Source organism: Defluviimonas sp. SAOS-178_SWC (assembly GCF_039830135.1).
Taxonomy (GTDB): domain Bacteria; phylum Pseudomonadota; class Alphaproteobacteria; order Rhodobacterales; family Rhodobacteraceae; genus Albidovulum.
In genome coordinates, this window is the sequence record NZ_CP156081.1 from 436,657 (window position 1) to 451,256 (window position 14,600).

At 63.9% G+C, this 14,600-nt stretch carries 16 protein-coding genes and 1 pseudogene; 13 read left to right on the top strand and 4 right to left on the bottom strand.

All coding sequences use genetic code 11. The annotated features are described in order from the left end of the window. Positions 1-42 precede the first annotated feature (42 nt). Genes V5734_RS02975 through V5734_RS02990 form a run of 4 tightly spaced genes read left to right on the top strand, consistent with a single transcriptional unit; the run spans position 43 to position 3,628 of the window. Positions 43-1,011 carry an ABC transporter permease subunit gene (locus tag V5734_RS02975; RefSeq protein ID WP_347312040.1) on the top strand — a complete coding sequence of 323 codons (969 nt, stop codon included), beginning with the start codon at positions 43-45 and terminating at the stop codon, positions 1,009-1,011. Positions 1,012-1,037: 26 nt separating this feature from the next. Then, positions 1,038-2,162: a branched-chain amino acid ABC transporter permease gene (locus tag V5734_RS02980; RefSeq protein ID WP_347312041.1), complete on the top strand. Its 1,125-nt coding sequence runs from the start codon at positions 1,038-1,040 to the stop codon at positions 2,160-2,162. Beyond that, on the top strand, positions 2,150-2,911 hold the full coding sequence (locus tag V5734_RS02985; RefSeq protein WP_347312042.1) for an ABC transporter ATP-binding protein: 762 nt from the start codon (positions 2,150-2,152) through the stop codon (positions 2,909-2,911). The genes V5734_RS02980 and V5734_RS02985 overlap by 13 nt, the downstream gene beginning before the upstream one ends. A gap of 3 nt (positions 2,912-2,914) precedes the next feature. Beyond that, positions 2,915-3,628 carry an ABC transporter ATP-binding protein gene (locus tag V5734_RS02990; protein WP_347312043.1) on the top strand — a complete coding sequence of 238 codons (714 nt, stop codon included), beginning with the start codon at positions 2,915-2,917 and terminating at the stop codon, positions 3,626-3,628. An 11-nt stretch (positions 3,629-3,639) separates the two neighbouring features. Here V5734_RS02990 and V5734_RS02995 read toward each other — a convergent pair whose 3' ends face one another. Beyond that, a complete protein-coding gene (locus V5734_RS02995) occupies positions 3,640-4,389 on the bottom strand; it encodes a helix-turn-helix transcriptional regulator (RefSeq protein ID WP_347312044.1) in 750 nt (249 codons plus the stop codon). A 497-nt stretch (positions 4,390-4,886) separates the two neighbouring features. Here V5734_RS02995 and V5734_RS03000 point away from each other — a divergent pair, with 497 nt between their 5' ends. The 9 genes and pseudogenes from V5734_RS03000 to V5734_RS03040 all read left to right on the top strand — a co-directional run. Further along, entirely contained in the window at positions 4,887-5,198 is a 312-nt protein-coding gene (locus V5734_RS03000; RefSeq protein WP_347312045.1) for an urease subunit gamma, read from the top strand. Between the two features lie 22 nt (positions 5,199-5,220). Then, a complete protein-coding gene (locus tag V5734_RS03005; protein WP_347312046.1) occupies positions 5,221-5,718 on the top strand; it encodes an urease subunit beta in 498 nt (165 codons plus the stop codon). Between the two features lie 58 nt (positions 5,719-5,776). Then, entirely contained in the window at positions 5,777-7,486 is a 1,710-nt protein-coding gene (gene ureC, locus V5734_RS03010) for an urease subunit alpha (protein WP_347312047.1), read from the top strand. Between the two features lie 7 nt (positions 7,487-7,493). Then, positions 7,494-8,006, top strand: a complete 513-nt coding sequence (locus V5734_RS03015) for an urease accessory protein UreE (RefSeq protein WP_347312048.1) — start codon at positions 7,494-7,496, stop codon at positions 8,004-8,006. 1 nt (position 8,007) lies between these two features. Further along, entirely contained in the window at positions 8,008-8,718 is a 711-nt protein-coding gene (locus V5734_RS03020) for an urease accessory protein UreF (protein ID WP_347312049.1), read from the top strand. A gap of 19 nt (positions 8,719-8,737) precedes the next feature. Further along, positions 8,738-9,352 carry an urease accessory protein UreG gene (gene ureG / locus V5734_RS03025; RefSeq protein ID WP_347312050.1) on the top strand — a complete coding sequence of 205 codons (615 nt, stop codon included), beginning with the start codon at positions 8,738-8,740 and terminating at the stop codon, positions 9,350-9,352. Between the two features lie 10 nt (positions 9,353-9,362). Continuing rightward, entirely contained in the window at positions 9,363-10,223 is an 861-nt protein-coding gene (locus V5734_RS03030) for an urease accessory protein UreD (protein ID WP_347312051.1), read from the top strand. Positions 10,224-10,289: 66 nt separating this feature from the next. Continuing rightward, on the top strand, positions 10,290-10,877 hold the full coding sequence (locus tag V5734_RS03035) for a HupE/UreJ family protein (protein ID WP_347312052.1): 588 nt from the start codon (positions 10,290-10,292) through the stop codon (positions 10,875-10,877). A gap of 176 nt (positions 10,878-11,053) precedes the next feature. Then, positions 11,054-11,158 (top strand): annotated as a pseudogene (locus tag V5734_RS03040) (IS6 family transposase); the annotation flags it as partial. Between the two features lie 461 nt (positions 11,159-11,619). Here V5734_RS03040 and V5734_RS03045 read toward each other — a convergent pair. From V5734_RS03045 to V5734_RS03055, 3 genes are read right to left on the bottom strand one after another with little or no spacing between them, the layout of a single operon-like run. Then, positions 11,620-13,290 (bottom strand): recombinase family protein, encoded by a 1,671-nt coding sequence (locus tag V5734_RS03045; RefSeq protein ID WP_347312053.1) that lies wholly within the window; start codon positions 13,288-13,290, stop codon positions 11,620-11,622. Further along, the gene (locus V5734_RS03050) at positions 13,287-13,703 is read right to left on the bottom strand and encodes a DUF2924 domain-containing protein (protein WP_347312054.1); all 417 of its coding nucleotides are present in this window, start codon (positions 13,701-13,703) and stop codon (positions 13,287-13,289) included. Before V5734_RS03050 ends, V5734_RS03045 begins: the two co-directional genes overlap by 4 nt. Next, positions 13,700-13,921 (bottom strand): DUF3489 domain-containing protein, encoded by a 222-nt coding sequence (locus V5734_RS03055; RefSeq protein WP_347312055.1) that lies wholly within the window; start codon positions 13,919-13,921, stop codon positions 13,700-13,702. The genes V5734_RS03050 and V5734_RS03055 overlap by 4 nt, the downstream gene beginning before the upstream one ends. Positions 13,922-14,600 lie beyond the last annotated feature (679 nt).

Genomic DNA, 14,600 nt, shown 5'->3' on the forward strand with positions numbered 1-14,600 from the left:
CTCCGCAACCCACCACGACTTACAAAGGTTCGAGCCAGGCCCATGGACGCTTTCACACAGATCTTCGGTTTCGCGTTCCAGTATCTCGACAGCGCTGCATATCTCATTCTCGCGGCGCTCGGGCTGTCGATCATCTTCGGCATGATGGGCGTCATCAACATGGCGCATGGCGAATTGATGATGGTCGGCGCCTACATCACTGCGCTCTGTATGTATGCGGGGGTTCCGGCCCCGATCGCGATCCTCCTCGCCGGGGTCGGGGCGGGGCTGGTCGGGATGGTTCTCGAGCGGCTAATCATTCGGCACTTCTATAAGCAGATCCTGTCGTCGCTGGTAGTGACTTGGGGGCTGTCAATGATCATATCACAGCTTTTCCTCATCATGTTCGGCCCCAACATGCCGAGCCTTCCGACGCCGTACTCTGACATCAAGATCCTCGTCGGCGGCGATATTGGGCTGGCAATTGTCGGGGCCAAGGGATTTGCGCAGGTGACTGCCGATACCGGCCGTATGCCGCTGGGGGTCGAGAGCTTTGGCATCTATCGGCTGATCATGTTCGTGGTCGCGGTGCTGATGGTGCTGGCGGTCTGGCTGTTGCTGCAAAAAAGCGAGTTCGGTGCCCGGGCGCGCGCCACCATGGACAACCCGACGATGGCCAATGCGCTGGGGATCTCGACGCCGCGCATCTATGCCCTGACCTTCGGGCTGGGCTCGGCGCTGGCCGGGCTCGCGGGCGGGCTGTTTGCACTCACCTCGGCGATCACGCCCTATTTCGGCGCCGCCTATACCGCGCGGGCCTTCATTACCGTGGTCGTCGGCGGCGCCGCCGGCATCATCAACGGGCTAGTCGCGAGCGTCGCCGCGCTGGGTGGGGTGCAGACCGTGCTTTCGAACATGTTCAGCGTCTATATCGGCTTTGTCGGCATGATCGCCGCGGCCTTCCTCATCCTGCTTTTCATGCCCACCGGCATCTCGGGATACATCGAGAAGCTCAAGGGGCGATCCAGATGACCGGCCCCGGAGACGAGATTATCACCATGACCATGTATAAGAGACATCCGCTGGCGTTCCTCGGGTTGATCGAGGGACCGCAGACGATGGGGCGCGGCTGGCCGTTCTGGCTGTGCTTCGCGATTATCGTCGTCCTGGCGTTTTTGGCGCCTACGCAATTCGGCATCAAGCCCTACCGGGTGAACGAGTTTCTGGTCTCGGGCTTTCTTGCCGCCAGCCTGTCGATTCTATGGGGATATGCTGGCATCCTGAGCCTTGGCCAGGCGGCCTTCTTCGGGGTCGGCGGCTACGTATACGGGATCATCGGGATCAACCTCTTCGAGGTCACCGGCAACACCCATCTGGCGCTTGTGGGTGGCATTCTCGCGCCGACGGTCTTTGCCGCCGTGGTAGGGGCAGTGATGTTCTATGCACGGCTCAAGGGGGTCTACATCGCCATCCTGATGCTAGTGCTGTCGCTGCTGCTCGAGACCTTCATGCTGCAGACCGCCGATCCCAACGTCTATCACGTCGGCGATGCGCTGCTGGGCGGTGCGAACGGGCTGCGCCCGGCCTCGGACATCCCGTCGATCGCCTTCGGCTGGGGCGAGGCGGCGCTGGAGATCAACGGCCGGCGCGAGGGCTTCTACTATTTCGCGCTGACGCTGCTGATCGTCGTCTACCTCGGGCTGCGGATGCTGCTGAACTCGTCGTTCGGCTATCTGCTGGTCGCGGTGCGCGAGGATTCGGATCGGACCGAGACGTTCGGATACGATGTGCGGCGGATCAAGCTGGCGGTGTTTTGCCTGTCGGCGGTGTTGGCCGGGTTGGCCGGCTCACTCGACACGGCGCGCATTAACCGGGTGGATCCGGAACTGGTGTTCAGCGTCTCGGCCAACATCATGGTGGTGATCTGGGTTGCGGTCGGTGGCCGCAAGGATCTGACCACGGCGATCCTCGGGGCGATCTCGCTCGAATGGGTGTATTTGTGGCTCACCACCTCGGGCAGCCCAGAATACGCCACCTTGGTGATGGGCGGTATCCTCGTCGTTGCGATGCTGATCGCCCCTGAGGGACTGTTCGTCTGGATCGGTACTCGCCTAGGAAAGCTGTCGGGCCGCGTCCGGCGGCCGCTGGCAAAAGCAAAGGAGGCGCATCAATGTCGGCCCTGACCCTAGAGGCCGCCGGGACCGCGGCGGACGGCGTGACGCGGCCGATCCTCGAGATCCGAAATGTGACTAGGTATTTCGGCGGCGTGCGGGCCACCGACAACTTGAGCCTCGCGATCGCGCCCGGAGAACTGCACTGCATGATCGGCCCGAACGGCGCCGGCAAGAGCACATTATTCAAGCTGCTGATGGGCACCATCCGGCCCACGAAAGGCCAGATCTTCTTTAACGGCGAGGACGTCACCCGTCTGCCGCCACACGAGCGCGCCCGCCGGGGGCTGGGGATCAAGTTTCAGAACATGCAGGTCTATTCGGACCTGACCGTGTTCCAGAACTTGTTCATCCCGCTGCGCCGCCACCATGCGCCGGCGACGATGCCGGCGCTGGTGGCCGAGATACTTGACCGGATCCACCTGTCAGGGCTCGCGAACGAGGTCGTGCACAATCTAAGCCACGGGCAACAGCAATGGCTGTCAATCGGAATGTCGATCGCGCTCGAACCCAGGGTGCTGCTCCTGGACGAACCGGCCGCGGGCATGGGCCGGGAAGAGACGCATTCGACGACGGAGATCATCAAGTCTCTGAACGCCGACGGCATGACCATAATCGTGATCGAACATGACATGGAGTTTATCCGCAACCTCGGATCGCGGACGTCGGTGCTGCATCTCGGCGCACTGTTCGCACAGGGGCGCTACGAGGAGATCGAGACCAACGACGACGTGCGCAAGATCTACCTCGGCAAGGCGTGACAGATGGCGACCAATCCAGTTCTCAACGTGAAGTCACTGCGCTCCGGCTATGGCCGGGTCGGGGTCATCAACGGCTTGAGCTTCGACGTGAAAGAGGGCGAGATCGTCGCCATCGTCGGGCGCAACGGCGTCGGTAAGACGACGCTACTGAAGACGCTGATCGGCGAGTTGCCGTGCCAGGGCGGGACGATCGAGTTCCGGGGCCGGGCGATCGACGCAATGTCGGCGGCAGATCGGGCACGGCTCGGGATCGGCTACGTGCCGCAAGGGCGCGGCCTGTTTACCGGGCTGACGGTTGAGGAAAACCTGCGGCTGGGCAAACTGGTCGGCGGACGGCCGCGCGAGATGAATTTCGAACGCGTCTACGGCTTCTTCCCGATCCTGAAGACGCGCCTGTCGCAGGTGTCGGGCACGATGAGCGGCGGCCAGCAGCAGCAGCTGTCGATCGGCCGCATCCTTGTCGGCAATCCGTCGATCATGCTGCTCGACGAGCCGTCGGAAGGCATCCAGCCGAACATCGTCCAGGAGATCGGCGCAATCATCCGCCGCATCCGCGACGAGGAGAAGCTGACGGTGATCCTCGTCGAGCAGAATCTCGACCTGATCCAAGCCAGTGCTGACCGTTGCATCGTGATCGACAAGGGCCGGATCGTCGACGAGGTCCTGCCCTCGGATCTTGACGATCCGGAGATTGCGCGCAAGTACCTAGCCATCTGAACGCCACGCGTCTAGGTCGTCAGCACCCCGAGGCGGACCGCCTTAGCCACCGCATGGGTGCGAGTGCTTGCGTCGAGCTTCAGCATCGCGTTCTTGATGTGCAGCCGCACCGTTTCCACCGAGCGGTCGAGGATCATCGCGATTTCTGGCGAGGTCTTGCCGTGCGCTGCCCAACGCAGGCATTCGCTTTCACGCGGCGACAACAGGTTCGACAATGCCACCTCGACCTCGTCGAGGAATCCGCGATTCGAGATCGATTTATGGAAGGTGTGGGTGAGGTGGAACATCGTTTGGTAGGTGTTCGAATAGAGCGTATCCCACGTAGCGCTACTGGTGCGGTCCACGATCGCGCTCACCACCGCGAACTTTCCCTCCGGAAGGTGAATGGGGATCGTCATGCCCCTTTCCAGGCCATAATCGGCAAGATACCGCCACGCTTCGCTTTCCTCGCGACCTAGCATATCGCTGGATTGGACATCGCTCCAATCGAACGGCAGGGTGCCATTGAAACAGGCGTGGTAATAGGGATCGTGCGCCTCAAATTCACGCCACTTGTGCTCCCAGCCCCTTGGAAAATTGCGAACGTTGAGTCTGAGCGGCACCCACTCGTTTTCTCCAATCCGAGGGTTTACCAGTTGACGGGCATACAGAACCTGAGTGAAGCCGAGACCCTGAACGATTTCGTATAGGATGTCGAGTGAGCTTTCGAAGCTCCTGGCATCCTTAAGTCGGTCGTGCAGTTCTTGTGTACACTTGTCCATTTGCGCGCCGTCACCTCCCCCCCGGAAAATTTGTCTAGCCTCTGTCGGTTCGGCGTTGCCGCCTGCCGCGCAATCTGGCGCAGTCGTGATTAAGATCGCAGCACCGCGGCCCGAGCTTGTCAAGGCGCAAGGTGACGTAGCGGAAGACCTGAACCCGGAATGTTGTCGGCCGCTGCCTTCCGAAGGGCGCTGAATCGGCACCGTGACGTCCCGAATGGCGGTAGCGGACGCGCACCGGGCGCCGCGGCACGGGCGGCCGGCTCCGTCGTTTCTGCGGTCATGATCAGTACGGCTCTTAAAAAAGCGGCCCGAGGCTGGAGCCTCGGGAGGGCGGGCGCCGCAGCTACCCGATCGGGTAACCCCCTTAAGGGAATAGTGCGACGGGAGGCATTTTGCTTCAATGGGCATATCCGAACCCGAGCCGCAAAACCCGCGTCCCGAAAACGCGGAACCGGCTGCCGAGGCGAGACACACAGTACCGACGGAGCGTTGCGTCTATGCACATGACCTTGCGAGAAGAAGAGCGACTTCAAATCTGGACGGCCGCCGAAATGTCCCGGCGGCGGCTAGAGCGGGGCATGAAGCTCAACTATCCCGAAGCCGCCGCAGTGATCTGCGACGAGATCCTGGAACGCGCCCGTGAAGGCTCGATCCCGATGCTCACAGACATGATGGAATACGGCGCCACCATCCTGAAGCGGGAACACGTCATGGATGGCGTGCCCAACATGATGAAGATCCTTCAGGTGGAAGCTCAGTTCCCCGACGGCACCAAGCTGGTGACCGTGATGAATCCGATTCGCGACTGATACCCTATTCCGAGGACTTCTCATGGCCAAACCGTTCTGGACTCCGCCGCCCCTGCCCAAATCGATCATTCCCGACGAAGCCTTCGAGGTAGGCGACCGCGCAAATTGCGGGGTAATCGAGTTCGCCGATTCCGACATCGAGATCAATCAGGGGCGCCCGACCAAGGAGATCGTGATGATCAATACGGGCGACCGACCGGTGCAGATCGGCGCCCATTACCACCTAGCGGAATGCAACAAGGCGATGGCTTTCGATCGCGAGGCGGCCTTCGGTTATCGCCTCGACGTGGCGTCGGGCACCGCGATCCGCTTCGAGCCGGGGCAGAGCCGCAAGGTCCAGATCACCACCTATGCCGGCCGCGAGATCGCCTATGGCATGAACAACATGACCAACGGTTCGCTGCGGTCGGACATCATCAAGGCGCAGACCGTGCGCCGCCTACGCGCCGAGGGCTACTGCTTCGAAGGCGACGCCTACCCGGTCAAGCCGTCGCCCGACAGCAAATACGCCAAGAAGTGAAACCCAATTAACGGACAGGACCCCCTTCGGGGAACGGTCCGGTCCAGGAGAATCCGACATGAGCATCAAGATCACCCGGCCCGACTATGCCGCGCAATACGGTCCCACCAAGGGCGACAAGGTCTATCTTGCCGATACCGGGCTCGTCGCCGAGATCGAGGACGATCTGACCACCTACGGCGACGAGATGGTGTTCGGCGGCGGCAAGACCATCCGCGACGGGATGGGTCAGGGATCGAAGTGGAAGGCCTCGGATGGGGCGCTCGACATGGTGATCACCAATGCGGTGATCCTCGATCCGATTCTGGGCTGCATCAAGGCCGATATCGGAATTCGCAATGGGTTGATAGTGGGTGTCGGCAAAGCGGGCAACCCCGACACGATGAACATCACCCAAGGGCTGATCGTGTCGCCCAACACCGACATCCTATCGGTCGAGGGCCGCATCGTGACGCCGGGCTTCATCGACATCCACCCACATTTCGATTCGGTGCAGCAGCTTTACGAATACCAGAACGCCGGCTTCACCACCGTTATCGGCGGCGGTTCGGGCCCCAAGACCGTGGGGATCGAGTGTCCAGGCGCTTTCAACCTCCAGCGGATGCTCGAGGCGATGGCGGATTTCCCTCTCAACTACGGCAATTTTGGTAAGGGCAACGCCTCTACGCCCGGGGCGTTGGTGGAGCAGATCCTCGCCGGGGCCACCGGCCTCAAAATCCACGAGGACTGGTCGTCGTCGCCGGCCGCCATCGAGATGACGATGGAACTGGCCGACGAGTACGATTTCCAGGTCCAGATCCACGCCGACACGCTTAACGAGACCGGCTACTACGAAGACACCATCGCCGCCATCAACGGCCGAGTGATGCATATCTACCATTGCGAGGGTGCCGGCGGCGGCAACGCCCCCGACATGATGCAGATCGTGGGCGAGCCGAACCTCATGCCCTCGTCCACCAATCCCACCAACCCCTTCTCGATCAATACCTACGACGAAGAGATCGACATGCTGATCACATGTCACAATCTCAATAAGAATGTCCCGACCGACATCGCCTTCATCCAGGGCCGCGCCCGGGCCGAGACGATGAGGGCAGAGGACGTGCTGCACGACATGGGCGCGATCTCAATGATCGGGTCGGATTCGCAGGGTGTCGGTCGGGCGGCGGAATCGGCGCAACGGGCGTTCCAGCTCGCCGCGGTCAACAAGGTACGCTACGGCCGGCTGTCGGAGGACGGACCATCGAATGACAATTTCCGCATCCAGCGCTACCTAGCAAAGGTCACGATCAACCCGGCCATCACCTTCGGGGTGAGCCAGTATGTCGGCTCTATCGCTCCGGGCAAGCTTGCGGATTTGGTGATCTGGCGACCCGACCATTTCATCGCCAAGCCGGAGACGACGCTGAAGGGCGGGTTCATTTCGCACGCGGTGATGGGCGATCCGGCCGGATCGCTGATGACCGGGCAGCCGCTCAAATATCGGCCGCAATACGGTTCCTACGGGGCGAACCCGTCGCGGCTATCGTATTCCTTCGTCACCAAGGCGGCGATCGAGAACGGGCTCGAAAGCCAGTTGCGCACGCATCAGACGCTGATGCCGATCCATGGCACGCGGACGATCTCGAAGCGGGACATGGTACACAATTCATACATGCCAAACATCGAGATCGATCCGGAGAGCTACAACGTCTACGTCGACGGCGAGCGCATCACCGTGAAACCCGCCAAGACGCTGCCGTTGTCGCAACTCTACTATTTCCGGTGAGGCGGGCATGTCTGTGATCATCCAAGTTCTGCATCACGCCAACGACCGCCCCGCGGCGGGCGACGAGGATCCGGTTTTCCTGACCTCGGAGCAGCGCGCGAGCCCGCATGGTGTGCTCACCAGCTTCGGCGGTCGCACCCTGCGCATCTCGCTGCCGCGCGGTAGCGAGCTGGGCGACGGCGACGTGCTGGCCCGCGACGGCGACGTGTCGGTGGTGGTCCGGGCGGCGGCGGAGCCGCTGTTCCGGTTGGCGCCCGACGAGGCGCTGCACTGGGGCGTTGCGGCGTTCCATCTTGGCAACCTGCATCGCCCGGTGCGGTTCACCGACACCGCGATGCTGACGCCTGCGGATGTCCGGGTGGCCGACGTGCTGCGCGATGCGGGCATCGCCTTCGAGCCAGTCAACGCACCGTTCGTGGGGCGTCGCTTCGGCGCCTATTCGGGGCATGACCATGACCATGACCACGATCTCGACTACCACGGGGATCACACCCATCACCGCCACACCCACGAGCCCTAGGATGTCGTCCAACTTCGCCGCGCAGGATCAGGAACGGCAGCTCTTCCTGCTTCAGATCGCCAATTCCTCGTTTCCGACCGGCGGGTTCAACCACTCCTACGGGTTCGAGACTTGGTTCCAGAGCGGCACGGTGCACGATGCCGTGTCGTTCCGGGTCGCCTGCCGCGATTGGCTACGCTACGGCTTGGCGCGGTCCGAGGGCATTGCAGTGGCGCGGGCCTGCGAAATGGCCCGGTTCGGCGATCTCGACGGCTTGCCGGCGCTGGATCGCAAGCTGGGGGCGCTGAAACTCAGCCGCGAGGCCCGCGCGGCCTCGTCGATGACCGGCCAGGCGCTTTTGGAGGCGTATGCCGACATCTTCGGCCGCCCCGGGCTCGAGGATTTCGCGCGCCGGGCCGAGGCAGGCACCGTCGAGGCCCATCACGCGGTGGTCTTCGGCGCCATCTGCGGCGCGCACGATATAGGCGCTCCGGAAGCCGTGCTAACCTTCCTGCAGGGCGCCGTGACCAGCCTTGCCGGGGTTGCGTGCCGGCTCATCCCGCTGGGGCAGGTCGAGACCCAGCGCGCGATCACCGAAAGCTGGCCCTTCATCCAGGCGTTCAGCAGCGAGGTTATGGAGTTCGGAATTGACGACATGAACACCGCGATGCTGTCGCTCGACGTGGCCGCGATGCAGCATGAAACGCTGCGTACACGGCTTTGCATTTCCTGACGCAACCAAGGAGACTCCCGTGCGCCGACCTGTAAGAATTGGACTGGGGGGCCCCGTAGGGGCCGGCAAGACCTCGCTGCTCGTATCGCTGTGTCGGGCGCTGGGCGGGCGTTACTCACTGGGGGTGGTGACGAACGACATCTACACGAAGGAAGACGCCCGGTTCGTGGTCGACGTCGGCGCGCTCGACACCGAACGGGTGATCGGCGTCGAGACAGGGGGCTGTCCACACACCGCCATCCGCGAGGACGTGTCGATGAACGCGCATGCTATCAAGACGCTCCAGAAACGCTTCAACGCTCTCGATATCATCTTCGTCGAGAGCGGCGGCGACAACCTGGCGGCGACCTTCAGCCCGGAGCTGGTGGACAGCCACATCTACGTCATCTCGGTCGCGCAGGGCGGGGACATACCGCGCAAGGGCGGCCCCGGAATCGAGAAGTCGCCGCTGCTAGTGATCAACAAGGCCGACCTGGCGCCGTATGTGGAGGTGGATCTGACGCGGATGGAATCCGACGCGCGCACCAAGCGCGCCGGCAAGCCCTTCGTGATGACTAACATGAAAACCGGCGCCGGACTGGACGAGGTGGTGCGCTGGCTCGAGCGCGACGTCCTGCTGCTCGAACGCGCCTGAGGAGCAACACGTGATCCAAACCAACATCTATCCCGATCCCGATTGGATCGTCGGCAAGCAAGCGCTGATGAATGTGCGCGCTCATGTCGTCAATGGCCGCACCATCGTGCAGCCCTCGACTTGGCGCATCCCGTTCCAGTGGCAGGGCTACCACTACCAGGATCACGACGACCAGCCGTTCATGCTGATGGTCAATTCCGGCGGCGGGTTCGTCGAGGGCGACGGATCGTATTTCTACGGCAGCGTCGAGGAGGGCGCGCGGGCACTGTTCACAACCACCGCCTCGGGCAAGTTCTACAAGTGCCTCAACGGCATGACGTCGACCGAAGTGGTGGAGTTCAACGTCGCCCCGGACGCTACGCTGGAATATCTGCCCGACGAGGCGATCCCCTATGAGGCCAGCCGCTCGAAGCGCCGCATCCTTGTCAACCTGCACGAGTCGAGCCGCATGTTTGCCTCCGACATGGTGTCAGCCGGGCGGGTGCATTACGGCCGCGAGATCTTCAAGTTCCACGCGCTCGAGTCGAGTTTCGAGATCCAGTTGGAGGGTGAGACACTGGCGGTGGACCGGATGCGCCTCGACGGCCCCGAGGAGGTCTCGGATCTCGAACGGCTGTGGGGCGGCGCGCGCCACGCAGCGTTGATCTTTGCCTATGCGCCGGATCTGCCCGACGAGGCGCAGGAACTGGTGCGCCTGCATTGTGCCGATGTCGATGACACACAGGTTGGGGTCAGCCGGATCGGCAATCTACTGTCGGTCCGCATCCTCGCTACTGAGACCTGGCAGGCGCACGAAACCATTTTCAAAGCCTGGATGGCCCTGCGCCCGGCGATCGCCGGCAAGGCGGCGCGTCCGATCCTCAAATGCTGACCCCTTTGCCGCGGCGTCGTCGCCGCCACAGATCCCCAAGACCCTGAAACGAAAGGATTGTGCATCATGAAACGCCTTCTGCTTCCTCTCGCCCTCGCGGTGACCGCCAGCCCGGCCGTCGCGCATCTAGACCCGGGCACACATGGCTCCTTCGTGGCCGGCATGTCGCATCCCGCGTTCGGTCTCGACCACGTGCTGGCGATAGTGGCCGTCGGCCTCTGGGCCGGGATGATGGCCGGCCGCGCCCGCTGGGCGGTACCGTCTGCCTTCGTGGCGCTGATGGTTCTGGGCTTCGGGCTGTCGGTGGCGGGGTTGCCGCTGCCGCTGGTGGAGCCGATGATTGTTGCCTCGGTGGTGGTCGTCGGGCTGCTGGTCGCCGCGGCGGTGCGCCTCGATCCGCGCCTCGCCACGGCGCTGGTCGGGCTCTTCGCTGTCTTCCATGGCCATGCGCATGGCAGTGAGCTGGGACAGGCCGGGGCGCTGGGCTTCGGCCTCGGCTTCTTGATTGCTACTGCGGCTCTGCAGGGCGCCGGGATCGCACTGGCGCTCTTGGCCGAGCGGGCGGCCGAGAAGCTGGGCGGCGTCGCGCCCGGTCTGGTGCGCGGCGCTGGCGGCCTGACGGCGCTGGCGGGGATCGGCCTACTGGTGAGCTGAGCGGGTCACGCCACCCCCGGGTGCGCGTCGGGCCGACCGAGACCTCCTCCCCGGAGCAACTACGCCGTCCGAAGCGCTTCGGGCGGCTTTTTTCTGGACGCATCGGGAATGGGTGTCGGGGTCATTTCAGAAGAACTTGCCTTGAGACATGACAATGCACGGTCTAGCGTCCGTTCATGTCGAAACGCAGCCCTTTCAAATACATCAAGCCGAACCCCGAGGTCATCCGCCTAGCTTTGATGCCGTATGCCCGGTTCTCGCTATCGTTGCGGCAAGTCGAGATTCACTGGGTGCGCGCTGCCGGTGTTGAAAACCAGAGAACTGTCACGCAATTTCAATGGTTTGAGAGGTGGAGAAGGTTCGACGTCAGGCCCATTCCCTCCGCCAGCGACCCCCGTCTCCTTCCCTGACGCCGTTTTCTCGCGGAATTCCCGCGCCATTTCGGGCGTTTAGCCATCGCTCCGGAGCACAGAGACGCACGCCATCGCCGGACTTTGCCCGCAACCCGCCTGCCGTCTCTCTCGGCTTAAACGCCCGGTGCGCTTTTCCCTGTTCGGGCTGGATTTACAGCGTATTTCGCGATTTCTCGGTCGATTTGGCCAATTGCGAACCGGATTCATGTTGCCATAACAATGGGTTGACTGCGCTATTCCCTGCGCCATCGAACAGGGAAAGAATTCGGCCGAACAGGGAATGATCGGGTGGCGATCAGGGAAGGGTTTGCCGGGAACAGGAAAACCCCTCAGCGGGCGGCGCCGAGGAGTCGTTCCTGCGCCGCCCAGTCGAGCGGAAGCGGTGCCTTGACGAGACGGTCGAGCGTGAGCTCGGGCGGCTGGCGTCCCTCGAGGATCGCGTTCTGGAGGCGCGGCGAGAGGCCGGCGAGATGGACGATCCGCGCGAAATAGCGTTCGGCGACGTTTTCCGCGGCGGCGATTTTGCCGAGCGGCGCACCGTCTTTCAGCGCGTCGGCCCAGCGATGAGCGTTGCGGAGCGCCCGGATGAGCGTGGTGTCGGGTGCGGATTCCCGGTCTCCGGCGATGATCCGGGTCTCCACGCCACGCCGGCGGCAGGTGAAGGGAGCTTCGATCCGGAGGAGCGCAGGATCGAGTCGCCCGGCCTGGAGGCTTGTCGCCGCTGCCAGGGCGCCGCGCCCGAGGTCGATACCGATCCGGCCACGCGCGAGGTCGACACGGTCGATCAGTGCGGCGGCGGCATGGCACCCGCCCGTGCCGATTGCCTGCGCCAGCGCGGCGACCGCTTCGGATGCCGGTCCCACCTCGGCGGCGTCGGGGTTTTCGAGAGCCGCGTGCCGGTCGGCGCGGGCGGAAAGATGCGCGGCCACGATCCGCGCGACCGCCGCCTCGAACCCGGTGGCCGGCAGGCGCCAGCCCGACGGATCCGGTCCGCCCGAGATCAGCCGGTTCGACACGTAATAACGCAGCTTCCGGCCCCGGCGGATGGTATGGGTCGGGGTGAGACCATCGCCGGTCTCGTCCCGGACCTTGCCCTTGAGCGGTGCGTCAAGATCGGTCGACGCGCCGGAGGGCGCACCCCGCCGCTTTGCCGACGCGGCCTGCAAGAGGTCCTGGACCGCATTCCACTGGTCCTCGCCGACGATGGCCGGGTGGGTGCCGGGCCAGCACTTGTCGCGGTGCCGGATCTGGCCGCGATAGACCGGGTTCGTCAGGATCTTGTGGATCTGGCCGCGGCTCAGGGCCCCGCCGCCCTGCCGGCGTCCGCTGGCAAAGTGATGGTGCTTGGAGCGGAGGCCTTCGCGCGCGGCCGCCTCGGCCGTGCCGCGCAGGTTGTGATGGTCCGCATAGAGCGCGAAGAGCCGGCGCACGATCCGGGCCTCGTCCTCGTTGACCACGAGTTCGCGGCGCTGCCGGTCGGAATGGGGATCATAGCCAAGGGGCGGGAGGCCGCCCATCCAGAGGCCCTTTTGCTTCGAGGCGGCGATCTTGTCGCGGATCCGCTCGGCCGTGACCTCGCGTTCGAACTGGGCGAAGGAAAGAAGCACGTTGAGCGTGAGCCGGCCCATCGAGCTCGAGGTGTTGAAGGCCTGCGTCACCGAGACGAAGGAGCAGGAGGCGGCGTCGAGCCGCTCCACGAGCTTGGCGAAGTCGGCGAGCGCGCGGGTCAGGCGATCGATCTTGTAGACGACGACCATGTCGATGCGGCCGGCATCGATGTCGGCGAGCAGGCGCTGCAGGGCCGGGCGCGCGAGCGTGCCGCCGGAGACGCCGCCGTCGTCGTAGCGCGCCGGCAGCATCTTCCAGCCCTCGTGGCGCTGGCTGGCGATATAGGCGGCACAGGCCTCGTGCTGCGCATCGAGCGAGTTGAACGCCTGGTCGAGCCCCTCCTCGGAGGACTTGCGGGTATAGATCGCGCAGCGGATCACCGGCTTCGTCATGATGCCGCCGCCGCGTTCAGCCCGAAGAAACGCGGGCCCGACCAGTGCGCACCGGTGATCTCGCGGGCAATGGCCGAGAGCGAGCGGTAGCGCCTGCCGTTCCAGTGATAGCCGTCCTCGGTCACATCAACCACGTGGGTGGCTCCGTTCCACTCGCGCATGAGCCGGCCGCCCGGCTTCAGGGCGCGCGTCGATGCCTTGACCTCGCCTCGAGATGTCCGGTCGAGCCGCGAACGGAAGCCCGGGGCAAGCCCGCCGGAGCGACGGGCCTGGATCTCGGCGGCAAGGAAGCGCCGCAGGAACGGCTGGCTGATACCGCGCGGCGCGGGCCGGCCGAAGATCTCCGACCAGCAGGTGACCAGTGACGAGCGGTCCATCGCTTCGAGATCGGCGAGGGTGGGCAGGGCGGTCACTGGTCGCCCTCCGCCGCTTCGGTCACCCGGTAGCGGGTGGCGTCGCCGGCGCTTGCCGGCGCGATCCGCTCGATCATGGTGCCGGACTTGCGCAGCGTGCTCAGGGCCGCGCGGACCGTGTGCGGCTGCCAGGCGAGGGCGGCGCCGATCTCCGCGATACTCGCGCCCGCTTGTGTGGCGAGCATTGCCGCGAGGCGCGCGCGCTTGCTGGTCCGCACCTGGCTGTTCTCCCTTAGGGCCTTTGATGTCGCCCGGTTTGTGGCCGCTGCTTTGGGCCCGGCTTCGGTGGTGGTCCTGCATTTGCGTGTCATCTGGGTCTTCTCCCCGCATCGTGGCGGCCCCGCGACATGCCGGGCCCGGTACCAGGAGAAGCCCGGCACAGGACCCGGGCGTGGCAACAGGAACGCTTGCCGGGACGGAGAAGTCCAGCGGTAAATGCCAGGTAAACGAGAGGCGCGATTGACAAATAATCTGTGACTAAGTATTTGTGAAAAAATAAAAAATACACATTCTCCCCTTGATGGGGTTTGCCTGACCACCTACATCGTTGCTATGCGGCGGGTAGTGCCGACAAGATACATGCACAAACGACGGAATGCCTTAAAGGCCGACTGGTACATACGAGACGAAGCATCCCAGCAGACGCCCAATGATCGACACGATAGAGCAAATAAGCACCGGCAGAAGACGCCACGGCACGACGCCCTCGATAGATATCTCAGCGCAGAACGCACCTGATTTCCGTACGGCCTGACAACTGTGTATCGGCCCCGCGCCGTTCCAGCAGGACCAACCGGCGGCCTTGACCATGATGCGGCGCCTCGCGCGCGCATCGCTCACTTTCCCTCAATCCTGACGCCTCCGCCGGGTCCCGGCGGCAGGTAAACACGGAGATAG